Here is a 23,445-nt window from a genome sequence, read left to right as displayed (position 1 = left end):
AAGTGCCGCCAACTCTTCCATGGCTGCCGTGTGCTCTTCCGTATAGGAAGCCACGCAAGCTATACTTAAGCATTTAATTCCTCTTCCCCTCTAGTATCCGGCAAAACACATCTACGATCTCAGGATCAAATTGGGTTCCCGCGCACCTTTTTAGCTCCTCTATAGCCTGCTCACGAGTTAGGGCCCGCCGGTATACACGATCCGTAGTCATGGCATCAAAACAATCAGCCACAGCCAAAATGCGGGCCTCTAAAGGGATAGCTTTACCCTTTAACCCCTCCGGGTAACCCCGGCCATCGTAACGTTCGTGATGATACAACACTGCCCGGGCTACCCTACTTCCCTCGCCCACCACCTTCTTAACTATCTGGTAAGCCAGCCTAGGATGCTGGTGTATAATGGCCCATTCCTCAGGTGTAAGCGGGCCCGGTTTATTTAAACAAGCATCGTCTATGCCTATTTTCCCCAGATCATGCAAAAGACCGGCCAGGTACAATTCTTCTTGTTCCACCCTTGTTAAGCCCAATGCCTCGCCTATAAGCCGGGAATATAAGGCTACTTCCCGCGAGTGCTGGCCAGTATAATGGTCCCGGAGCTGCAAGGCCTCCAGCAAAGCTTCCGTCGTAACCTTTAAATTTTGTTCCAGCATCCGCCTCTGCCAGGCCAGGCGCCTCAAAAGCTCAATCCCTAAGGGGTCTAATAAATAGAAACTAGTAACCACCAGAAAGTCCACATAATCTGTGGCTTTTAGGGAGACAAAGAGGACAGGGTTTAAAATTAAGCGTAAAACTCCAGAAAGGCAAGCAAATATTAGCCCAGTATTTAAAGAATCTAGTGAGGCTATAGTGATAGGGATTAAATAAAAGAAATCTAAAAGTATTTGGAAAGACAAGCTCCGGCTATACCGATTAGCTAAGGTTATAGAGGTTAGCAAGATCAAGGCTAAACTACGGAACAATATCCGGGCTAAAGGGGAGGGAAAAACGAGGCGGTATATCCTGCTACCACCCTGCTGGCCCTGCCCATATAAGTCTACCTGCACCTTAAAATTCGCCCCCATAAACTTAGATGCTAAAAAGCTTTTAGAGCTTTAGAGCAGGGCTGGTGGGGGTAAAGAAGATATGAGCAGGAAGGGATCCTTTAAGGAAGGCTTGTCTAGGAGGGAAAAAACAGAAGCAGAAAGGTTCCCAAAAGCGGTTAAGCTATGGCATTTGCTGCCAATGTTGGTATAATATACCCCCCCCCCCCATTTAGGAAATTTATTGCATTTATGGAATAGCATAGCATACCCTCCACCCTCTCTTATCACTTACCCGATATCCTTAATTTTCCTAGATTTATATTCGATCTTTTTTCTCCAATTCCTCCAAAATTCTACATTAAATTTGGAATAAAGCCTTTCCGGCGGCTTAGTCTTTCAAGGATTCGTAAATCTCTTCAAAGCGGGGAGCTATCTTGCGGAAGGTTTCTAATACATAAGGGTCAAAATGGGAGGGCTCCACCCGTCCATCGCCAGAGGTTATAATTTTAAAAACCTCCTCGTGGGAAAAGGCTGGCTTATAACTACGCTTATTACGTAAGGCATCATAAATATCCGCCAGGGCTACGATCCGGCCGGCTAGGGAAATCTCCTCGCCCTTTAGCCCCTGGGGGTAGCCGCTGCCATCCCATTTTTCATGGTGATGCAAGGCTATATCCCGCGCCGTCTTAAGGCGTGGCGCCTCACCTAAGATCCTGGCTCCATAATAGGGGTGCTGGCGTATGATCTCCCATTCTTCCGGGGAAAGCTTCCCAGGTTTCCTCAGGATATGGCTGGGTATATGAACTTTACCTACATCATGGACCTTAGCTGCGCGGCCTATCTCCTGGCAAAAAGAGCGCGGGCATCCCATAGCCTCTGCTAGTTCCTTGGCGAAAACACCCACTCGTATAATATGATTCCCGGTATCTTCATCGTTGGCCTCGGCAGCCCGGGCCAAAGCCTCTAGAGTGTAGTGAAAGGCTTCTTCCGTCCTTTTTACTTGCTCGGCTATTAGTTCTAAAAACTGGCTGTAAGTGCTCAAATTCCGTAGCACATCGCATTCATAAGAGGTAACGGGGTGGGCATAATTAAAACAACAAAGCCAAATAGAGTCCTGCCGGTAGCTAACATAATTATGTAAAGTTCTCCTTACCTTAGCTTGGGCGAGGATCCCTTCCAAACTTCTAAAAATCTCTTCCTGCCCCTCGCTACGGTTGCCCCAACTACTTCTTCCTTCTAAGGTTAGAATTTTAGCTAAAGGGCTTTGAGGAAGCAGGGAAAAGGAAAATCTTTCTTGGTGTACCCTTCCTTCTTGCAGAAAATATATTGCCCCCTGCCCTTTTTCATCGCCCTCTAGGAAAGCTACCAGCACCATCTCTGGGGCCAGCTTTTGAAAATAAAATAATTGCTTGATCAACTCTTCTCTAGCAGGGTGGGTTAAGAAAGATAGAGGATCAAAATGCTTAAGAAGGTCGTCCACATGGCGGGTAAGATAATTTATATGCTCATGGGCATATCGTAGCTGATCATTAAGCTTTTTTATACGGAGCAAAGAGCGCAGGCGAACCTTTAACTCTATTTCGTTAACAGGTTTGGTTAAAAAATCATCAGCCCCTGCTGCTAGCCCCTGGACCCGGTCTTCCCACCGGTCAAGGGCAGTTATTATAATCACGGGGATAAACCGGGTAGCCTCCCCCTCTTTGAGCTGGCGGCAAACAGTAAACCCGTCTATTTTGGGCATCATTACATCTAAAAGGATAGCATCCGGTTCTTCTCTCACTGCAGCCGCCAGCGCTTCTTCCCCGCTCCGGGCTAAGATAACTTGATATCCAGCGGGAACGAGTATGGCCTCCATCAAAACTAAGTTAACCTCTTCATCATCTACTACTAGTATTTTGGGCTTCTCCCACATGTATCTTTTCTCCCCTTATAAATTGGGTCACTACTTTTAATAAACTCTCGATCTCAATGGGTTTAGTCAAATAACCATCCCCTCCTGCTTGGCTAAAAAGGTCCTTCTCTTTTTCATAAGCATAAGAGGTAACTGCTATAATAGGTATATGGCTAGTGGCGGGATCCTGCTTTAAAAGCCTAGTAAGGGTTATGCCATCTATATCAGGAAGCTGTATATCCATCAGAATAAGTTGGGGTTTTTCCTCCCGGGCCAAGCGTAGCCCTTCTTGGCCGGTGGTAGCCTCTAACACTTCGCTTCCTATAATTGCCAGGATATCCCTTAATAAAACCATATTGGCTTCATTGTCCTCTACTACCAGAATCTTGGGCTTCATCTGTCCCTCCCCTCCCTTGCGTCATTACCGGGAGGGTAAAATAAAAGGTGCTACCCCGGCCCAGACCAGGGCTTTCTACCCATACCCGTCCCCCGTGCAGCTCCACCAAACGGCGCACCAGGGCCAGGCCCAACCCCGTACCCTCATGCTGGCGCACATAAGGGGTATTGCCTTCTACAGATTCCTCCCGCATCCTGGCCTGCGTAAAAGGTTCAAAAATCCTTTCCTGGTCCTCGGGCGCTATACCTATACCCGTATCTGCTACGCTCACTTCTATTTTTTCTGCAGTTTCTCCTATCTCTTTAAATCGCCGGGCGCGGATAGTTATAGAGCCCCCATCAGGGGTAAATTTCACCGCATTGCTTAATAAATTGTACATTATCTGTTTTAGCTTTCGTTCATCAGCAGTAATATCAGGGAGATCGGGTTCTATCTCCAAGGATAATTTTAAATTGTGCTTGGCCGCCTTCTCTTTAACCATAATAAGGCTGTTCTCGAGGAGTTTACGGAGGGAAAAGGTGGAAAGCTCAAGCTCTAGCTTGCCTGCCTCTATTTTAGAAAGGTCTAAAACATCGTTTATAAGGCTTAAAAGGTGCTGGCCGCTGGTCAATATATAATTTACATAAGTCGACTGTTTCTCATTTAAGGCCCCGTAATACTGGCCTTTAAGTACTTGGGCAAATCCAATAATAGCATTTAAAGGGGTGCGCAGCTCATGGCTCATGTTAGCTAGGAATTCTGATTTCATCTGGGAAGCTGCATATAGCTCGCGCACAGCCTTCCTAAGCTTTTCTTCTTTTTCAAGTAGCTCTATATTCTGCTTTTCTACCCGCCGTACCTGGCGGTAAAGAGCATAGCCCATAAAAGCGATAAGTAACCATAGCCCTATCATGGCCACCATAACTTGCCATACCAGGCGACGATGGAAAGCCAAAAGGGCTTTAAGATCCTGTTGCCGGGTAATATCGACTAGGGTTTCCAGTAAATCAAACCTATCCCTTATTTGGTCCATAATCCTTTTCCCTTGTTCTAATATGGCAGTATTATTAGCCCTATCCTTTGCAGACGGTAAAGACTGGATAATTGGAACGGCTACTAAGGCAGTCCATTTTTCTAAAGCTTGCATAATTTCCTGAAAATGGTTTTGATATTTTATACCTAAAGGAAAAAGGTGGAAAAGTTCTTCCAAGTGAGAAGCTATTTCTTTCTTAGCCTCAGTGTAAGGCTCCAAGAAACGCGTATCTCCAGTTAACATATAACCCTGTATCCCTGTTTCCATATCGATAACTAATTTCTCGGCACTTTTAAGGTGATAGAGGATCTGGTACTTTTCTTGGGATATCCGGGAATATTCCTGGGCTAGCCTTTCCATCTGGTTATAAAGCCAGATAGTATAAGTTAACACGGCCAGGATCAAAAAAAGCCCGCTTACAAACCACAAGCGGGTATTTAAAATTTTTTTCATAATGCCTTACCTACCCTAGTTATCATTTACACGTAGCTCACAAAACCTTATACTTTAAAGCGCCCTGCCTGTTCTTCGAGCCGTTTGGCCACCTCAAGGACCTGCTGGGCATTGGCAGATATCTCCTGGGTAGAAGCAGAAAGCTCTTCAGCCGAGGCCGAAATCTCTTGCGCTGAAGCCGAGGTCTCCTCCGCTACCGCGCTGATGCTCTGAACCCGCTCTAGCACTATATCTTTAGCCTTTACCGTACTGTCCACCTCGCGGTAAGTCGCCTCGATCATAGGAGCCAACGCGGCTACTGCATCAAGTATATTGTCAAAGGCCTTGATGGTGTTCTCTACGTTTTCTAGTTGTGAAACTATCTGCCTGTTTACTTCTTGCGAAGTGTTCACCACTCCATTCGTCTCCGAAGCTATAGTATCTAGCAGCGTCCTTATCTTATCTGAAGAGGCACGAGACTGCTCGGCCAGCTTGCGTACTTCGTCAGCCACCACCGCAAAACCACGGCCCGCCTCTCCTGCGCGCGCCGCCTCAATGGCCGCGTTCAAGGCCAAAAGATTCGTCTGCTCCGCTATCCCGTTAATCACTTCCAGGATCTCGCCCACCTGAGCTACAGAACCGCTCAAACCAGTCAGCTTTTTCGCGACAATCTCAAAGGCCTCGCGCACACCTTTGATGGAGGCGATGAGGGTGTCCAACTCTTTCTTGCCCACATTAGCCAGCCCAGAGGTCTTCTCGCTATTGGCCTTAACGTTACTCAGCTCGGTATAGACTTTCTCCAGGCTCGAGGTTATGTTTTCCATAAGGTCAAGGATCTCCTGCAGGTGTCCAGCCTGTTCAGAGGCTCCCGCCGCCACCTGCTGGATAGCCTTGGCTACCTCGCCAGAGGAAGAAGCGATCTCTTCCGAAGCAGCACCTAGGGCCTCCGAGTTACCGGCTAGCGTCTTTGCGTCTTCTTTTAGGCTTAAAAGCATCATTTTGATATTGGTCTGTAGCCGTTCTACGGCCCGGGCAAGCTCTCCTATCTCATCCTTCATGCGAAGGTATTTCTCCGGAATCGGCCGGGTGAAGTCGCCGTTAGCTATAATCCCTAGGTGGTCCACCGCCCAAATTAAGGGTGTAGTAATGTTTCTGGCCATTACAAAGGTCAAAACTAGAGCAGTAAAGATTATTAGGAGGGATACAATTAGCATGGAATGTTTAAGCCCAGAAACTCTCTCCAGCACCTCAGCCTTAGGGGCAGTGACCGCTATAGACCAATTGGTGGTCTTTATAGGAGCATAGGCGATAATCATCTCCTGACCCTGGAAAACGCAAGCAGCAATGCCTTCCTCCCCCTTCGCCATTTTGGAGATTACCGCAGCAAGGGGGCTAAGGGACGCGTTGAACTTAGACTGCTCTATAATGTTCTCCTGGTCTTTAACTTTTTCTATATCCTTATGGGCTATGGTCTTGCCTGTACCATCCACAGCGAAGGCGTACCCCGTGCGGCCATATGTAATGCTTCCCACCAACTCACTGAACCTAGCTCCATCCACTATACCCACTAGAACGCCGGTTATCTCATTAGTGGCATAGTGACGTATGGGTGTGGCATAAGCAAACCCAACCGAATTGTCAAATTTACTTACAATAGTGCTGGAGATAGTAGTCTTTCCCCCCAGGGCAGCCCGGAAGTAATCCTGGTCGGCGATATTCGCCCGGTTACCATTGGAAAAAATAATATTACCTTCTTTATCGGCAATGCCGAACTGCTTGAACCCTAAACTCTCCACACTTTTTTGCTCGTCGCGAAGGGTTTCTAACTTTTCCTCCATCGTAGCCTCGTGGTCACCCGATTTACCGCGAATAACGTTCCTATCGGCCATTTCTTCAACCACATAAATGCGCGCCTGGATCCGGCTGTCTACAGTTTCGGCAACCTGCCTGGCCACTTTAAGTATAGCCTCTTTAGCTTCACTTTCTAAAGCGATCTCAGCGCGATTCTGGCTTATAACAGCTAACACCAAGCACCCAATTAGGACGATCAACCCAAATAACACAGCCATCTTGATCCGCAAGCTTCTCATATTTCTTATCATGCTTGTCCCCGGTCGCCCCACCCGCGGCTGAACTCCAGCCGACTGGACGACCTTCACCCCCTTCTTTTTTCACCCACGAACTTATATCGGACAATTTTTTGCCCACTTTGGGGTAGCCCTCTGTCCCGAATATGTATTTCCGACCCGCAGGCTAAAAATAAGTAAAGTTGCCGGTTGCATGGCTTGTTGGACCAGCGCCTTAAGAAGTTCTTGCTGTTGCCTAGTACGGTCAATATCGCCCAGTGCTTCCTCCCGGAAGCGGACAAAGGCTAGGGCTCTTTCCCTTAATTTCTAAGATTATCTTTATGTTCCCTTTGCTTGTTGTAAGAGTTATACTTTGTTAAGAGGGAGGTTCAATCCTTTTTAAACTAAACCAGAAACCCTTGCGCACCATACGGTTCACCGCTTGGCGAAGGCTTTTTTGCTTGCTGCCGCTCAAAGTTCAGGGGTAATTTGGCTTGGACCATGGATGGAATACCTCTTATGTTTCCTGGTAAATAGGCACCCATAGTTTAGATTTTACCATAATTAAGGGGCCAGCCCGTCAGGACTAACCCCTTCTTCTAGATAAGTTTAGTCTTCTACTTGTATATTGTCGGCATCGAGATTACTTTTTCCTTCTTCATTGATGTATCTTTTCCTTCTCCTGGCCGGCAAGCACATCTCTTTGGGGGCTCCTTTCCAAGTGTTGCTATCTATCTTATAGTAGCGCATTCGCCAACCCCCTGTAATTACGACCCCGCACTAGGTAGCCATCCTATTGTAAAGAGATTTTGTTTGTATCTCAGAGTATGTTCAAATAAAATTAAAGTAGTTAAACGCTAACGAAGGAGGTAAAGATAATTTTGTCACCTGATATACTTATTCTTAAATCTCGCATCCACCAGGAACTATACAATCTACAATGCCTAAAAGAAGAACTAAAAGAAACTTTAAAACCCTATAAAAATAAACCGATAAAAAACACCACCCTATTGCGCGCCTTGGGTTCCATTTTACTAGGCAAATGGCCAAAGACTTGGAGGTATATTTAAGCTTTCGTCATCGCTTCCGTAACCTCTATGGTTTCGAGTTAAGCTAGGAGCGTATGGAACCTCTGGTCTTAAACATGCCCCAAACAGTGGAAAAGTTCTCCCAAGAAATACATGCCTTTCTTGAACTGTTAACTAAAGCAGAGGCAGAAGAATAGGTATTTCCTGTAAGTGAGGGATAACTTATATGCTTAGTTATAGCGCTAAGGAGGTAGCCGAACTTAAGGCTTACCTTAAGAAAAAACGCGAAAAACACGAGCAAGAACTAGCTAAAAGAAAAGAAGCTGCTCTGGCTGCTGCCCACCGAGCTGCTGAAGTCATTCACAGGTATGGCCTGCGCCAGGTGTGGCTTTTCGGTTCCCTGGCTGGTGAAGGTACTTTTAGCGAACACTCCGATATCGACTTGGCTATAGATAAACTTCCCCCAAAGATAGATTTCTGGCGTCTATATTCTGATGTACTAGCTGCAGCTCAACCCTTTAATGTGGATTCTGGTAATTTTGGACTCTGCTACGCCTGAGTTAAAGGAAAGTGTACACCGGAAAGCCATCCAGATATAGGCAATAACGCCGATGTTTATCTACTTTAGCGATGTATCAAACAACTGTAGTCTTTCACCCTTACATCTGTCCAATACCGCAAACGCTCCTATTCGAAACGCAAAGCTTCGATGGGGTTAGCGCTTGCCGCCCGCTTAGCTGGGTAGTAACCGAAAAATATACCCACAGCAGCAGCGAAGCCCATAGCCAGGGCTATAACCCAAGGCACCAGTACCATATTCCAGCCGGACAAATAGCTTAAAAGGTGAGTAGTGCCCCAGCCTATACCTACCCCGATAATTCCTCCGCTTATGCTGAGCACAAAGGCTTCTACTAGAAATTGAATAAGGATATCCGAAGGAGTGGCCCCTACCGCCATTCTGATTCCGATCTCCCTGGTGCGTTCGGTAACTGAAACCAGCATTATATTCATAATGCCTATACCACCAACCACCAGGGATACTGCGGCAATGCCGCCCAGCAAGAAAGTCATGATCCTGGTGGTGTCTTCAATAGCCGACAGCACGGCCGCCATGTTACGGATAGTAAAGTCATCGGGTACGTTAGGTGCCAGATGATGGCGCTGCCTTAGCAGGATAGTAATAGCTTCTTGCAGGGCGGGTAGGGCCTCAGCTTCTTCAGCCTGCACATTTATAAGCCTTACGTATTTGGTGCCCACCAACCGTTGCTGGGCCGTAGTTAGGGGTACATAGATGTAGTTATCCTGATCCATTCCTCCCATGCTCGCCCCCTTAGACGTAAGCACCCCGATGACAGTGAAGGATAGCCCCTTAATCTGAATGCGGCTACCTACAGGATTGGTACCGGGAGGGAAAAGATTATCGGCCACCGTGCGGCCGATTACAGCTACCATGGACATGTTGGTAACATCGGCCTCGGTGAAAAACTCCCCTACTTCCAGGGGCCAATCTCTTATAGCTTGCAAAGAAGGAGTAGTACCACTAACTGTAGCCGTCCAGGTCTGGTTTCCATAGGCCACAGTGGCCTCGGTGGAGACCTCCGGTGCTACATATTTAACCATAGGCAGGCGGGCTATGGCCTGGGCGTCATCATGGGTTAAACGAGTGGTAACAGTAGCTCCTCTAACCGGCCCCGTGCTGTAGCCCGGCATGATAACCAGGAGGTTAGAACCCATGCTAGCGATCCTCTCAGTAACCCTGGCCCTCGCCCCCTGGCTCAAAGCTACCATGACGATAACCGCCATAACGCCGATAATAATGCCTAGCATAGTTAAGCTTGAGCGGAGTTTATGGGCAAGGATGCTCCTCCAGGCCATCTGAAAAGCGGTTAAGAAGACCACGAACCGTTCACCTGCCCTTGCAGTATATCCATGGAAGGTTCCGCTATTTTAGGTTCAGTCACCCTTTCTTCTGCCACCAGTATTCCATCCCTAAGCCTTAATATCCTCTGGCAGTGGTAAGCGATATCAGGTTCATGGGTGACTATCACTATGGTTAAGCCCCGCTCGCGGTGGAAGGTCTGCAAAAGATACATTATATCGGCGCTGGCTTTAGAATCGAGCTGGCCGGTAGGCTCATCAGCCAAGAGAAGCTCAGGGTTATTGATAAGGGCCCTCCCTATGGCCACCCTTTGCTGCTGCCCGCCAGAAAGCTGATTGGGCAGATGGTGTTCGCGGCCAGCTAGACCTAAAGTTTGCAGAACATACCGGGCCCGTCTCTCCCTCTCCTTCCTTCCCACCCGCGCGTACACCAGGGGCAGGGCCACGTTCTCCAAGGCTGTGGCCCGCCCTAGGAGATTAAAGTTCTGGAACACAAACCCAATATACCGGTTACGGATGCTCGCCAGCTCAAAGGTATCCATAAGTGTTACATCTTTCCCTGCCAGGATGTACCGGCCCTTATCCGGTTTGTCCAGGCACCCCAGTATATGCATTAAAGTCGATTTCCCGGAGCCCGAGGGACCCATAATAGCTACCATTTCACCGCGGCTTATGGTGAAGGACACATCTCGTAGAGCAACAACGCCATGATTCCCGCCCTGCTTATAAATTTTGGTCAGGCCCTCAACTTCTATCAAAACCTTGCTCACCTAGCTTGGCTCCCCCCTTGCCGTGGCACTCCCAGTGGCATAGGACCGCCAGGGAAAACAGGCGACCTTGGGGTTTGCCCGCCGGGGCTGGTAGTCTGCTGCGACTGTTTGCCTGTGACCATACCGATAATAACTTTATCACCCTCCTTAAGCCCTTCCAGTACTTCAACATATTGTCCATCACTTAAGCCTACCTTTATCCTCTTCGGTACGGGCTGGTCGTTTTCCAGTACCAGGACAACCCTAGCCCCACCCTGCCATTGGCCTCCTTGGCTGCCTTGACCTCCCGTACCTCCGCCTGCTTGTCTCCCTAGCCCGCTAGTCTGTCTAGTTCCTCCTTTCCCTGCTTGGGCCTGGCTCTTCAAGTAGCTCTCGGCAAAGCTTAAGGCCATGCTGGGAACAGCTAATACATTAGACTTCTTCGCTAGAACGATATTTGCTGTAGCCGTCATGCCGGGGCGGAGCTGTTTAGAGGGATCTTCTATGGATATCAATACCTCGAAGATCTGCACATTGGATTGAGTTATGGCCTGGGGATATATATTCTTAACCTTACCTTTAAAGGTTACATTAGGATAAGCTGCTACGGTAAATTCTGCATCCTGCCCGGTTTTTACCTTGCTTATATCGGCCTCGTTCACCCAGGCCCGTAGCTGGAGCTCCTCGCTAACCAGGGTAATAAAGGCAGCATTCTCGCTACTTCCCCCCGCACCACCCCGCTGCCCAACCTCGCCATTTACCTTAGCAACTATGCCATCAAAGGGTGCGCGTAGCTTAGCATTCTCTAAATTCAGGCGGGCTAGTTCAAGCTGGGCCCGGTCAGCTTCTACAGCAGCCTTGGCTGTTTCTATATCCTCAGGGCGGCTGCCCTGCTTAAGGAGATTTAAAGCCTGCTGCGACTGCTCCAGTTTACTCTTGGCGCTGGCTACCGCTTCCTTGGCCTTATCTACCTCGGTGGCAGGGGCGGCTCCAGCTTCAAAAAGCTTCTGCTGCCTTTCAAGCTCTTTTACAGCCATCTCATAGGCTACCCGGCTAGCTTCTACTTCAGCTTCCTTTTGGGCTATCTCTTCCGGGAGAGAGCCAGCCTCCTTAAGCCTTAGCTGCGCCTCTGAGCGTTTAAGATTGCTCTCCGCCTGCCTAAGTTGGGCTTCCAGTTCTGCTGTATCCTGCTCAGCCAGGACCTGGCCCGCTTTAACCTGGTCCCCCGGTTGCACATATATAGCCTTTATTAGACCGCTGCTCTTAAAATTTAGACCCACCGTGCGTACCGGCTCTATAATTCCGTTGGCCTGGATTACGTCAGCTATGTTGCCCTTGCCCACGGTTACTGTAAGGTAGCTGGGCTTGGACTTGCCCATTGTGTAACGGTAACCAAAGTAACCTCCCGTGGCTCCTAGGAGCAATATTATTATAAGCGGCCATTTTAAGCGTCTTAACCTAGAGGTTATCCTTGTACCCAGGATTGCTTGTTCAGACTGCACTTTGCTTCGTCCCTCCTACCACGGCAGGCAGGCCGTCCTATCCTAGTAATTCATTTTACCATCTACTTCTAAAAATTTTGGTTAAGAAATTAGTAAAAAATAAAGGGCTTGAGGCTAACTAAGTGAGGTCGCCCAAAGCCCTTTTTATTAAACCCCTCTGCTCTTCGGCCACGACGGCCAGGCTTCATTCATCGCTCTTATTGCCGAGAGCCAGCCACCCGGCGGTATCAATAAACACGCTTAATTTTTAAGGAAAAACTTGGCCCCTAGCTTCCTCCTCCCTGGCCACTAGTAGAACTTGCACCCCCTATGCCGCCACCCGACCAAGCCCATGGTTCATAAAAAGCCCTAACCGCCATAGCGTGCTGCCATTTTACATTCTCTAATTGGGTCAGCAAAGAAACCACGCTTGCTTCAGCGCTCAACACTTCTGCTCGGGTAGCCATACCTAGCTCATATTTTAATCTAGCTATGCGAAGACCCTCTTGGGCTGTGGTTAAGGATTGTTGTAGGGCCTCGTAATTTTCTTCTAAAGCCTTCACATTGTTATAAAGCTGAAGCAGTGCTAAGTAAAGCTGCTGGCGGGTGATGTCTACTCCTATTTCTGCAAGCTTTAGGTTTATCTTATCTACATCGTAAGAGTTCACCATCCCGTAAGTATTCTTCTGCAATTTCACTGTTTCTTGGGCAGTCCACACTTGCGGGCTGGCTTCTATTATCGTCTCAATTTCTTTATCCAGGTCTTCCACCTTTAAGGGCGCAAAGTCCACTTGGCTAACAAGGGCAGGCTTACTACCGCGCGGAAGCCCTACCAGTTCCACTAGATCAGCATAGGCCTTATTTAACCTGCCTTCCGCCTGGGCTAGTTCCGAACGAGCGCTAGCCAGGCTTGCTCGCTTCTGGGCTACAACTAAAGCACTTTCCGCTCCCACCTTAAACCGGGCCTCGGCATCCGCCAGTTCCCTCTCCTTAAGGGCCACATTAAGCTTAGCCACCTCTACCTGCTTCTGGGCGAGCACAGCAGCAGAATATTTTTGGTACACGCTAGCTACCACAGAAGCCACCTTAACCTCGTAATCTCTTTCCGCTTTCCTCCAGTCGTAGTCGGTCTTAAAGACCATACCGGTAGGATCCTGGCCTGTAGGCAGGCTCACATACATATCGGTGCCTGGTATATGCGTGCGAATAAGCACCGCATTATATTTATCCCAAGTCTCATCTTTAATTGTTTTTTTAAGCTCAACAGTCTCCCTCGCCACCTGCACTTCCTTACTAGAAAGAAGCGCCAGGTGGACAGCATCCTCCAGGCTTAAAGTCTCTGGCACCGCCTCATCCCCATAGCTCACCCCGGCCCAGCCTATCCAGCCTACAAAAAACATTAAAATGGCCAGCAATATCTCCGCTAGTGGAACTTCCAGCGGGAACACCCGTCTAGCCTCTAGGGATTTATACACCTTCCTTACCAACTTCATCACCCCGCTTCCAGGTAAGCCCTTGCGCTAACATAAAGATAATAAGGCCCGGGTCCGCTAGGAACCCGGGCCCTGAAGGCCAACCCTTATTCGAGGTTCATCGTTACGGTCTGGGTAGCCTCGTCATAACTCACGGTAGCACCCAGAGCCTGGGCGATGAACCTGAAGGGTAGCATGGTCCGGCCGCTCACCAGCTCGGGAGCCACATCCATATTGATGCTGATGCCGTTAAGCTTCAGCACCTTGCTACCGATGGTGAGCTGCACCACATTGGTGCCCTTAATCAGGGTCACCGTCTGGGTAGCATCGTCCCACAGCACGTTAGCAGGATCCACACCCAGGGCGTAGGCCACATACCGGACGGGCAGGTAGGTCCGGCCGTCCTTCGTATAAGCGGCCACATCCATGGTGTACTGGGTTCCGTTCACCGTGTAGACGTTGCTGCCCAGGGTGAAGACGGCAACCCGCTTGGTGGGGGAGACGATAACAGCGTTAGCAATCTTGGCCACGGGATCGCTATTATACTCGTTTATTGTACCGCCAATGGTTACTACGACATCGCCCAGAGCAGCACGATTATCAGTGTCGTAGTAAATGCCAGAGATCTCGATAGTGCTAGCAGTAGTACTTGCTGTGGTTACAGGTATAGTAACTACGTTATCTTTCAGATCAACAGAACCTAGACCAATGTTTCCGCTCTTGACAGTTGCGGTAGGTGTCCCGTTGAAGCTTACTCCATAAGGCAGCGATAAGGTTATATTCTTACCCACCTTTAGCACTCCGGCAGCAGCTTCAGTAATCACAATATTACCAGCAGCCTGCTTACCACCAACGGGCTTAATTTCAGGCTTACTAGCAGTTACGGTGAAGGGAGCCTTGACCTGGGCAATGGTAACACTACCGCTTACACCAGCATTGCCCCCAACAGTAACCACCAGGTCACCTACCGGGAAGGTGGGAGACACAATAACCTGGAGATCGCGAAGCTGGATCTCGCTAGATACAGTAGTATTTACAATAAACCATATGCTCCGGCCGCTATTATAAACGCCTTTATAGACCACTCCGTTTACAGTTCCGCCATTTGTGTCAACAAACGGTGTACTATCAGCACTCCAAGTGAAGTTCCACTTTGCTCCCTCAGGTAGCTGCAAAGTAATATAGCTATTTTGTGGCAAAACAGCCCCTGTTTGCGGCTTAATGCTAAGATCAGTGGTTAAAGTAGCGCTTTGACCTTGATATACAATCTGGTCACTGTTGTTAAGGGCAGAAACTGTTACTGCGCCTTGAGCCACTTTAGCAATGGTAAGGGTGGTCTCAGGAATATTGGTGTTGCTGCCCGAAACTTTAACCTGGATGTCACCAGATACTGTGGGTGGAATATTGAGTTTAGGTGTAATTGTTAATTTCCCTGCGATACCTGAAGAAGGAGTAGTATTAATGACTAATTTAGTAGAGGTAGAGGTACCAGCAACATTTGCATTAATTCCTACATTCGATAATATACCAGTTGTGTCTCCAAAAGTTACATCCGAAGTTAACAACGTTACGTATACATCTCCACTCACAGTACCCGGAACATTTTCTTGGATAGTTATAGTAGCGGCAGTCTGATTCGTACCAACATATACATTGGTAGGAGAAGCTGCTGTAACGCTAACTTTCCCAGCAATTACTTTAGCAATAGTAACATTGCTGCTTTCATCCCACAGGACCGCACCGTTATTATCAACTCTCCATACTCGCACAGAAACATTAAGATCACCACTAAAGGTAGAGGCAATCTTCAAGGCCGAGTAATTAGAAGCATTAAATACAAACTTCAAACCGCCAGTAGCGCTATCCCACTTTAAATCAATTTCTTTTGTCGTGCCTCCTAACAAGGTAGCGTTGGGAGCCGTAATTCCATCTCCTTGATAAACGTAATTGGTTGTTGTCGAAGGTGCAGCCATATATTCTACGCCATCCGGCAATGTCAAAGTAACATAGGTAGTAGCACCAATGGCTCCAGAAAGCTTCTCTGTAAGATATACATACCCCGTGACAGCTTTGTTGTCACCTGTTGAAGTAACGTAAGAATATGCTCCACTAAAATTTACATAAGTTGTTTCTGCCACCGCTGACCCGGCAAAGGGTACCATCAAGCCAACTAGCAAGGCTAGCGTTAGCAGTATAGAGAGCCACTTCCTCCGTATTCTCCTCAAACCTTTCCCCTCCTAATTCCAAAGTATTTTATAGCGCTTAATTTTAGAGGTGATCCTTGCTCTTTTTGGCCTGGCGCACCTATCTTACCAGAGCCCTCCCTCCTTATTCTATGGTTTTTCAGTCTCCCGCCTGTTAGAGCCAGGCAAGAAATAGCTTTTCTACCAGCCCCCTACTTGAGCTGGCTTCCTTTACCTTGCGAACCTATTTTATTAGACACCGGTAAGGGCTAAAAAGTTCCCAGGCCAAAAATTTTTTTAAGGTTAAAGGAGGGAAAAATCGCTTCTTAACATAGAGGTCTCTTATAGAGGTCTCTTAGTGTAAAAAGGGAGTATCGGTAGGTGGCGATTTTTGCTATCATACCAATAGAATATCCATGTAAAATATGCAACGCCCGCTTGATGCACACTTATGCAAAATATTTTTCTTTTTAGGTACATGGTTCGGGAACTTTTGTGCCTGTTTTCTTGTCTAAATAAGTGTCCGGGGATTTTCCGGGCCTCCAGGGGTGTTGGGCTTGATCCTTGGTGATAAGAAAAAAGAATTTGAAAAGATAGTGATAGCTTACCAGGATAAAGTATACGCTCTTAGTTACCAGCTAACCGGTAATCACGCCGACGCCCAGGACTTGGCCCAGGAGGTATTTGTACGAGCTTACCTTAACCTAGAGAAATTCCGGTTTGAAGCTGATCTAGGCACATGGTTACACCGTATAACGGTTAATGTATACCTTAATTCCCGGCGCAAAAATAAAAAAGACAATATAGCTTATTCCCTGGATGAACCGCTCCTCACGGAGGAGGGGGAGGTCAGCCGGGATCTAGCAGCTACAGGATCTGACCCCCAGGAAGTCCTGGCCGAAAAGGAAAAGCAGCGTTACATACGACAAGCCCTGGAAAACCTACCTCCCGAGTACCGCGCAGTGCTGGTGCTAAGGGAGTTCCAGGGGTTAAACTACGAGGACATAGCCAAGGTTTTGGGGTGTTCCCTGGGCACAGTTAAATCTAGGCTAAACAGGGCCCGCCAGGCTCTGAAGGAGAAGGTAGCTGAACTGGAAGGGGAAGGAGCCTCAAAGCTAAAAGAGGGTAAGGCGGGGAAGGTCGCTGTAAAAAGAAGTCCGGGCGAGGGATACACCCGGCCTTAAAGAGAGATGTAGTAGAGAATAACGTAATAAATTTAAGGTTTTAAGGTAGAGAGGGCCTGGGAAAACGGTAGAAAATCGCTGTAGACTTAACGTAAAGCTGGTGCGACAAAATGAACTGCCAGGAAGCAAGGAGGCTTTTCTCCCTACATCTTGATAATTACTTAAGCCCTAAAGAAGAGGCTGAAGTTTTAGCCCATGTAGGCTTATGTCCTGCCTGCTATGAGGAGCTTACTGGGCTTAAAACCCTTCTAGAGGCTTTGCGTTCCCTCCCAGGCTTCACTCCTCTAGCTCCAGCTGGGCTGGTGGCAGGGGTAATGGCACGGCTTAAGGAAATAGAAGGCCACCGTCCTTATCTCTCTGGGTGGAAGAGATGGGTCGCTGCTGCAGGCGTGGCCCTAACCCTAGCAGGGAGCTCCCTAGCTTACGCAGCCCGGGGCTGGGTTCCCGCCAAGATACTGGCAGCCTTAAACCCCCTGCCCCAGGTAGGGCAAGTAGAGTCGGAAGCGAGCGGCCCAAAACCGGATCTTAACAGCGGGATATCCTTTAAGGAGCAAGAAGGAAATACCACACCATCTGGCGTGGTAGATTCCAAAGGTGACCAGGATTACAAAGCGCCCGGGGAAAAAGCGCAGTCCCTACCCAAAGAAAATAGGGAAAAGTTCTCTCTGGGGGAGGATAAGGGAAGAGAGAGTGTTCCTGGGCCGGAAGAGAGAAGTTCTTCTCCTGGTCTAAAGCCTGGCCCGTCAAGGCAGGGTACTCCTCCTGAGCCCCAGGCAGTAGCTCAAGGCCAGAATCTTTTACCGGTCACCTTCTTAAATAAAGAGCGCAAGATAAATAGTACCTTCCTTAAAGTGGCAGCAGACGATATGGAAAAGGCACTGGCCGCGGCCCTTAAGGCAGGGACGGGGGTGGGAGCTGCCTTCGAGATTGTCGCGGTGCAGAATACAGGAAATAGTGTACGAGCAGGCATAAGGTTCACCGTAACACCGCAAAAAGCTTCCAGCTTAGTAGAAAGTCTTTCAAAACTTGGCACCTTGTTAGATAAGCGCGAAGAAAGCGAGGATATTACTGCCCGTTTTAGCGCCACTTTAGAGCAGTACCGTGAAGCGGTAGCCAAAGCCAATGCAGCTTCCACAGAAAAAGAGCGGGAAGAGCTTATCAGCCAAGCCGAATTCCTGGAAAAGCAGCTTAGCATATTAGATAAGGAAGCAGGCGAGCAGGTAATAATGCTCTGGCTGGAGAAAAAGTAAAAGAGCCAAAAGAGGCAAAAAAGTTAAGGCCCTGTAGTCTACTTAAAAAAGATTAGAGGGCCTTATTTTATGCAACTTTTTCTTTTGATCTCCCCTAGCAAATCTCCCACGTTTAACTGTTTCGCCCAGTACTCCATGTACTCCATATCCAACTTTCCAAATTGGACTTCATATACCCGCAAGGCATCAGTGAGTTGCTTTTCACTTCCTCCTGCCAACTTGGCCCACCTTAATTTGGCAAGTATTGTATCTTCAGGAGCAGAGACATACATCCTAAGCCCCATAAACGTTGTAACTATCCGGCGAGAAAAGCGAGATTTATCAAAGGGTTCATCTGTCAATATCCAGAAATCTATTTTATCCCCTTCCCTTACATCGAGTAAGTTAAACATGCTTTTTTCATCAATAGCAGCTAAAATACTTTCCTTGCTAAGATAATAATCTGGGGGAGAAAATGCGGCCAATAGTTTGTTTACAGCGTCCTTGGGAAGGGAGATAACTATGTCAATATCATGGGTTAATCTGGGTTCTCCCTGAAGGCTTGAAACGAGGGAACCAGTTAACATATATTGGATACCTGCGTTTTCTAGAGCACAAATAACCTTCTCTAATAATTTCTGTTGTGACATTTACTAATGCGCTCCAGGTATATTTTTCTTATTTCTTCTTCCGAAAGATCTGGATACCTTTCTCGTAATCCATGCAAAAAAAGTTCTTTGCCTAAGGCGGATAGCTCAAAGGCTTTGGCCAACCGCTGCTCTGGGGTCATCTCCCTTAAAACCTCTATATAAATCCTGTGATTCGGACGAGGCTTAGGATCTATCATACACGCATCAACGCCGCAACAGGGAGGCGATAATTCCTCCAAACCCAACCCTCTCACCCCCATTTTATCCTAAAAGCTAGCTCCTATCAATGATATTCAGGAAGGCCTTTAAGGCTCTGCTTTCACTCCGCTTCAACTCCCCTCCCGGTATGTTCCTATCCCTTCAACTTTCACTATTATGTCAACCGAGGGCGGTATCCCTGCTTTCCAATTTCCTCCAAAACCCAGTTATAAGTGGTTTCAGCCAGGCGCACAGCCTCTTGGTATTCCTCCTCATCCACCGGGTCCCAGTCGCCGGGGTAGCGGGTGGTGACAGCATAATCTGTCAGGGTTACTGCTTCCCTTACCTCTTGTGGTATAGGAATTTTTCCCCGCCGCTCTATTAAGCTTAAAAGATGCCCGATGGAATGGGTGCGGGGATAATCAAGGTTAAGGTAGAGAAGCAGGGCTTTTAGGGCCTTTTCCGCCGCCTGCTGGGCATCAAAGCAGAGATCTTCAAAAAGTATATCTTCGGACTGGCGGCCCTGCTTGGCCCGGGCTAGGTTGCTTTTAGCCCTCTGTAACCACACTTCCCAGGCCCTATCTTTATTCCCTTTTCTCATAAACCACTATCCCCTTTAAGGCTTCCCGGTAAACAAACCCGGACGCCTCTCGATATGTTTCCACCCTTTCCGGCGTCTCCACTATTATGTCAACTGAAACCGGTATCCCAGCCAGGCTCTTATATATCTTCTGAGCCAGGGCCCGACGGTTGCTCACCCCGCTTTTTAGCACTAAAAGATCGTAATCGCTATGGGGATCCTGGTCGCCCCGGCTGCGGGAACCAAAAAGAATGATTTTGTCAGGGTCGGCCACCTCACGGATCCTCTCTAGAATAAGTTCTAAAATATCTTGCATTTTGTTATCCCCTTACCTTTCGCACCTTAAATAGGGTTTTCCGGGGCCATTCTTGCTCCCCGTAGTTAACAAAAGAACCGGCGAACCTTAGCGCCGCCTCAATGTCTTCCTTAATTATACGCTACAAGATTTAGTTAAAACAAGTAAAGGAAGAAATAAAGGGAGTGGGTTCTTTAAGGAAGTGCATCTAAAAGACGCTTTAAACAGGTAGCGGCCTGGGCGCGAGTAAGGGGAGAAAGGGGAGCTAGGGTATCGGGAGTTACCCCGCGCAAAAGACCTGCCGCATAAGCTCTGGCCACTGTATCCTTGGCCCAGAGGGGGACCTCGTCCCCATCCCGGAAAGGCAGGAAAGTAGCGGGGGAGGGAGCATGGCTTCCCATATACCGTATAAGAAAAGCAGCAGCTTCCGCCCGGGTAAGGAAAGACAAAGGCCGCAAAGTACCATCATCAAAACCTTTAAGCCATCCCCGGACGTAGACTCTAACTACCGCTTCTTTAGCCCAAAGAGGAATTTCCTGGGCATCTGTAAAGGGAAGCTCTGCAGGGAGGCCCTTCCAAGCTTCCTTGGGGCCCGTTTCTTTCATCCCCGCTAGGCGATCAAGGAATACTATAAACTCTACCCTCGTTACAGGTTTATCCGGCCGGAAAGACCCGTCTTCATAGCCAGCCAGGAGCCCCTGCCGGGAAAGCTCTTTTATATCCTGGGCGGCCCAGTGGCCGTAAGTATCCCAGAAGGGAAGGCTTACTTCTCCTCCTAGCTCCACCTTCTGAGCCGTTATAGCCCCTGCCCGCTGGTCTAAGGCTACTAAAAGCCAGCTCTTATCTTCTAAGCTTTGTGCTTCTAAAGAAAAGCTTCCACCAGGTAAAAGGTTTACCAATTGATAGCTTCCATCTTCGCGATAAAGATAGAGCCGGTCAGCACTGGTCCAGCCGGTAAGATAGTATTTCCCTCCCCGGGAAAAAGCAGAAACCTTTAGCTCCGGGGCCGGACGGCCTGGCGGCACTTCCGCTATAACTTGGGCAAGAAGAAAGCCTTCTGACGAAGGGACATATACTATCCGGGCTTTAAGCCCTGGCGGGAGATCGCGGGCGGGTACCCGGTAGCCGCCTAAAGTAACGAGGGTGGCGCGGGACACGGGGTAGACGGTATCGTCTGCTAATTTAAGGGCTTCCCGGTCTTCATCCCAGCCCGCAAGTACCGCTTCCTTTTCCTCTACCGGCAGGGCTATGTCCACCCGCAAAATTTCTTCCTTTCCAGGGGCCAAAATTACCCGCACCCAGTCACCAGCCGCCAGGGCTTCCCGGCCAGCTTCAAGGCCCCAGCGGTAAACTTCCGCAGTAGGATTTAAGCTTAAGACATGGAAGCGGTTAAAACTATCCACCAGGTAAAGAAGGCTTTTTTCCCGGCTTATGTAAAGTAAGCGACCATAAAGCACCTGGCTGTAGGCTTTAAGGGAAATAACCTTATATTCTCCCGGCAAGGTCAAAGCCTGCACCCAGTCTCCTATTTTTAGGCCACTAAGGTTCGTTTCCCGGCCGTCGCGAAAGACTGGGGCTCCAGGGAAAAGCTCTAAAGTAACCCCTCCCTCTAAGCTTAGCCGGCCAGAAACAGCATCCACGCTGGTTAATCTGCCGAGGGCCATCTCTCTTTTGACTTCAAGATATAATACTTCACCCGTCCAAGGGGAAATACTTAAGCGTACGGCCATACCAGGAAGGATGCCTTCCAGCTCCCCCTTATCCGGCGCCCCCCAGGGGAGATCAGACCGGTCCACAGCTACTAGACGGTCGCCAAAGGAGACGCCTGCGCGAGGAGCAACTGTGTAGGGTTTATCTTCTCCCCAAAGCCAAATTTTCCTCTCTTCCTTATCTATCTTGGCCACAAATCCTTCCCGTTCCACAACCCTGGCCAGAACGCGCCACAGGGTGAGGGTGGAGGGGTTAAGGTTGGCTGTAACCTCTGCACCCGCTGGTATATCTTGTGGATTAGCTGGGCGGCCGTTTAAGAAAAAGGCCTCTTTAGCCAGGGGGTTTAGGTAAAAGCCCCCTTCCCGGGCCTCCCGGCTTATCTCCACAACCATCTCACCGCCAGGGGTAGCAAGTACTTGAATACCACCAGCCTGCCAGGTGGCCCCGACTACATAGGCTGTGCTGGGGCCTAAATAAAGGTCAGAGCCAGGAAGGATACTTTCTGGACTAGAAGATGAGATATACCCGTTCACCACGTTTTTAACCCCCCCAGGGGGAAAGGGTATAATCTCACCGCCAGCCATCCTTAAACGGCCCCCAGCCTCAACATCAGTAACTATAGCGTGATAAAGCACCTGGCCAAAGCTTAAAGCGAAGTCCTGCCGGGGGGAAGGGCTCCCGGTAACAGCCGGCTCCTTAATTTGTGAAGCCTTTACTTGGATAAGGTAGCGGCCAGGAAGGGGGTTTTTTATGTAAACTTGTTCCACATTGTTGAGATTATCTTTAATCCCCTTACCCGAGAAATCGTTGCCCCGGTATTCTGTACCATCCGGCCCTAAAACTACCAGGTCTAGATCGTTTACCAGGGCGGGGCTAGCTCCGCTCAGGGCAGGGGGGTCGGTCCAGGCCAGGGTAACTTTGAGGGGAAAACGCGTATCCTTTACCTCCCACTCGTAGCTAGCTGTCTCTCCCGACGCCAAACCCCACGTCTCGTCTATTAAGCGCATAAGTTTTTCTTCCAGGGAAAGGATAGTTCCGGCCAGGTCTAAGATACCGAAGGTCTCGCTCCCCTCCGAAAAAGAAAAACCTCCCCGGGCGCCGTTAATAAGGGCGGCTTTAAGGAGGGCGGCCGAAGGATTACTTAGCCCGTATTCTGTTCTAAGGTATTGGCGTAAAAGTACAGCCGCTCCTCCAGCAACAGCCGCCGCCTGGCTCGTACCGCTTTCTAGACGGTAGCTGGGGTTAGCCGGAAAATTAGAGGGAACTAACCGGGAGCGCGGGGCCACAATACCTGCGCCAGGCGCTAGAAGCTCAGGTTTTATCCGGCCATCACCTGTAGGGCCCCGGCTAGAAAAGGGGGCTTGTTTTAAAGCATCCTGGGCATCAGGGCTTAGAGCTGGCCTTACGGATTGGCTCGCCCCCACTACCAGGGCATTTTTGCTATTGGCCTCGGAGGTAAGGCTTCCCTGCACTGGGCCACTGTTGCCAGCGCCAAAAATAGGGAGGAAATCGGGGTGGCTGCGGACGAAAGAGTCCACCTGCCGGGTAGTATCGCTATATTTGTTGGGGCCGCCTCCCCAGCCGTCCACATGTATCCGCACACCAGCAGCATAAGCCGGCCGGAAGAGATCCCCTAGATCTAGGGGGAGGGAAATTTCTCCCTCCTCATTTAGGAGGGCCTGAAAGTAGAGGCTGGCCTCCGGGGCTATCCCTATGTATTTACCTCCCGAAGCTAAACCTGTACCTGCTATTATCCCGGCTAGGTGGGTACCATGGCCCAAGGGATCATCGGGTATACTTCGACCTGCCCAGCTTTTAAGCATAAGGATTTTAGGCAGGCGGCCAGGTTGGCCCTGAAAATCCGGATGAAGATCATTTAACTTCCCGGTATCCAGCCCGCTATCAGCAAGCCCTACCACTTCCCCTTGGCCCTTTAAACCTCCTGGCACAACCAGCCCTGGTGCCCTCAAAGCCTCGGCTCCTATAACG

General features: G+C 49.0%; 20 protein-coding genes. 3 read left to right on the top strand and 17 right to left on the bottom strand.

What is annotated here, in order from left to right:
- Positions 1 to 73: 73 nt before the first annotated feature.
- The 7 genes from B9A14_RS01040 to B9A14_RS16865 form a co-directional block, all read right to left on the bottom strand.
- Entirely contained in the window at positions 74 to 1,042 is a 969-nt protein-coding gene (locus B9A14_RS01040) for an HD-GYP domain-containing protein (protein ID WP_231967866.1), read from the bottom strand.
- 367 nt (positions 1,043 to 1,409) lie between these two features.
- Positions 1,410 to 2,933: an HD domain-containing phosphohydrolase gene (locus B9A14_RS01030; RefSeq protein ID WP_084663161.1), complete on the bottom strand. Its 1,524-nt coding sequence runs from the start codon at positions 2,931 to 2,933 to the stop codon at positions 1,410 to 1,412.
- Entirely contained in the window at positions 2,899 to 3,309 is a 411-nt protein-coding gene (locus B9A14_RS01025; RefSeq protein ID WP_084663158.1) for a response regulator, read from the bottom strand. Before B9A14_RS01025 ends, B9A14_RS01030 begins: the two co-directional genes overlap by 35 nt.
- On the bottom strand, positions 3,275 to 4,774 hold the full coding sequence (locus B9A14_RS01020) for a sensor histidine kinase (protein ID WP_084663155.1): 1,500 nt from the start codon (positions 4,772 to 4,774) through the stop codon (positions 3,275 to 3,277). The genes B9A14_RS01025 and B9A14_RS01020 overlap by 35 nt, the downstream gene beginning before the upstream one ends.
- A gap of 47 nt (positions 4,775 to 4,821) precedes the next feature.
- Complete coding sequence (locus B9A14_RS01015) at positions 4,822 to 6,855, bottom strand: methyl-accepting chemotaxis protein (protein WP_084663152.1); 2,034 nt, start codon at positions 6,853 to 6,855, stop codon at positions 4,822 to 4,824.
- Between the two features lie 81 nt (positions 6,856 to 6,936).
- On the bottom strand, positions 6,937 to 7,089 hold the full coding sequence (locus B9A14_RS18170; protein WP_422938465.1) for a hypothetical protein: 153 nt from the start codon (positions 7,087 to 7,089) through the stop codon (positions 6,937 to 6,939).
- Positions 7,090 to 7,428: 339 nt separating this feature from the next.
- Positions 7,429 to 7,569, bottom strand: a complete 141-nt coding sequence (locus B9A14_RS16865) for a hypothetical protein (protein WP_157109726.1) — start codon at positions 7,567 to 7,569, stop codon at positions 7,429 to 7,431.
- 504 nt (positions 7,570 to 8,073) lie between these two features.
- On the opposite strand from B9A14_RS16865, the gene B9A14_RS01000 reads away from it, so the two are divergent.
- Complete coding sequence (locus B9A14_RS01000) at positions 8,074 to 8,406, top strand: nucleotidyltransferase family protein (RefSeq protein ID WP_084663148.1); 333 nt, start codon at positions 8,074 to 8,076, stop codon at positions 8,404 to 8,406.
- 128 nt (positions 8,407 to 8,534) lie between these two features.
- Here the strand turns inward: B9A14_RS01000 and B9A14_RS00995 are convergent, their stop codons facing one another.
- The 5 genes from B9A14_RS00995 to B9A14_RS00975 all read right to left on the bottom strand — a co-directional run bounded on the left by B9A14_RS00995 (position 8,535) and on the right by B9A14_RS00975 (position 15,652).
- Entirely contained in the window at positions 8,535 to 9,722 is a 1,188-nt protein-coding gene (locus B9A14_RS00995) for an ABC transporter permease (RefSeq protein WP_084666983.1), read from the bottom strand.
- Positions 9,723 to 9,733: 11 nt separating this feature from the next.
- Positions 9,734 to 10,495, bottom strand: coding sequence for an ABC transporter ATP-binding protein (locus tag B9A14_RS00990; protein ID WP_157109725.1), 762 nt, complete (start codon positions 10,493 to 10,495; stop codon positions 9,734 to 9,736).
- Positions 10,492 to 11,853 (bottom strand): HlyD family secretion protein, encoded by a 1,362-nt coding sequence (locus tag B9A14_RS00985; RefSeq protein WP_157109724.1) that lies wholly within the window; start codon positions 11,851 to 11,853, stop codon positions 10,492 to 10,494. Before B9A14_RS00985 ends, B9A14_RS00990 begins: the two co-directional genes overlap by 4 nt.
- Before the next feature lie 389 nt (positions 11,854 to 12,242).
- Positions 12,243 to 13,448 carry a TolC family protein gene (locus B9A14_RS00980; RefSeq protein ID WP_084663144.1) on the bottom strand — a complete coding sequence of 402 codons (1,206 nt, stop codon included), beginning with the start codon at positions 13,446 to 13,448 and terminating at the stop codon, positions 12,243 to 12,245.
- A gap of 86 nt (positions 13,449 to 13,534) precedes the next feature.
- Positions 13,535 to 15,652 (bottom strand): copper amine oxidase N-terminal domain-containing protein, encoded by a 2,118-nt coding sequence (locus B9A14_RS00975; RefSeq protein ID WP_084663142.1) that lies wholly within the window; start codon positions 15,650 to 15,652, stop codon positions 13,535 to 13,537.
- Between the two features lie 509 nt (positions 15,653 to 16,161).
- Between B9A14_RS00975 and B9A14_RS00970 the strand changes: the two genes are divergently transcribed.
- Together B9A14_RS00970 and B9A14_RS00965 are read left to right on the top strand one after the other, a co-directional pair.
- On the top strand, positions 16,162 to 16,794 hold the full coding sequence (locus tag B9A14_RS00970) for a sigma-70 family RNA polymerase sigma factor (protein WP_231967864.1): 633 nt from the start codon (positions 16,162 to 16,164) through the stop codon (positions 16,792 to 16,794).
- Positions 16,795 to 16,904: 110 nt separating this feature from the next.
- Positions 16,905 to 18,044 carry an anti-sigma factor family protein gene (locus tag B9A14_RS00965; RefSeq protein WP_084663138.1) on the top strand — a complete coding sequence of 380 codons (1,140 nt, stop codon included), beginning with the start codon at positions 16,905 to 16,907 and terminating at the stop codon, positions 18,042 to 18,044.
- A 62-nt stretch (positions 18,045 to 18,106) separates the two neighbouring features.
- Here the strand turns inward: B9A14_RS00965 and B9A14_RS00960 are convergent, their stop codons facing one another.
- The 5 genes from B9A14_RS00960 to B9A14_RS00940 all read right to left on the bottom strand — a co-directional run bounded on the left by B9A14_RS00960 (position 18,107) and on the right by B9A14_RS00940 (position 23,426).
- The gene (locus B9A14_RS00960) at positions 18,107 to 18,673 is read right to left on the bottom strand and encodes a hypothetical protein (protein ID WP_084663136.1); all 567 of its coding nucleotides are present in this window, start codon (positions 18,671 to 18,673) and stop codon (positions 18,107 to 18,109) included.
- On the bottom strand, positions 18,652 to 18,870 hold the full coding sequence (locus B9A14_RS00955) for a hypothetical protein (RefSeq protein ID WP_172839001.1): 219 nt from the start codon (positions 18,868 to 18,870) through the stop codon (positions 18,652 to 18,654). The genes B9A14_RS00960 and B9A14_RS00955 overlap by 22 nt, the downstream gene beginning before the upstream one ends.
- A gap of 176 nt (positions 18,871 to 19,046) precedes the next feature.
- Complete coding sequence (locus tag B9A14_RS00950) at positions 19,047 to 19,472, bottom strand: HEPN domain-containing protein (protein WP_084663132.1); 426 nt, start codon at positions 19,470 to 19,472, stop codon at positions 19,047 to 19,049.
- Positions 19,456 to 19,767, bottom strand: a complete 312-nt coding sequence (locus B9A14_RS00945; protein ID WP_084663130.1) for a nucleotidyltransferase domain-containing protein — start codon at positions 19,765 to 19,767, stop codon at positions 19,456 to 19,458. The genes B9A14_RS00950 and B9A14_RS00945 overlap by 17 nt, the downstream gene beginning before the upstream one ends.
- Before the next feature lie 173 nt (positions 19,768 to 19,940).
- Positions 19,941 to 23,426, bottom strand: a complete 3,486-nt coding sequence (locus B9A14_RS00940; RefSeq protein ID WP_157109723.1) for a S8 family serine peptidase — start codon at positions 23,424 to 23,426, stop codon at positions 19,941 to 19,943.
- Between the last annotated feature and the right edge of the window lie 19 nt (positions 23,427 to 23,445).

The organism is Thermanaeromonas toyohensis ToBE (assembly GCF_900176005.1).
GTDB lineage: Bacteria > Bacillota > DSM-521 > Neomoorellales > Neomoorellaceae > Thermanaeromonas > Thermanaeromonas toyohensis.
This window is presented reverse-complemented; position numbering and strand designations above follow the sequence as displayed.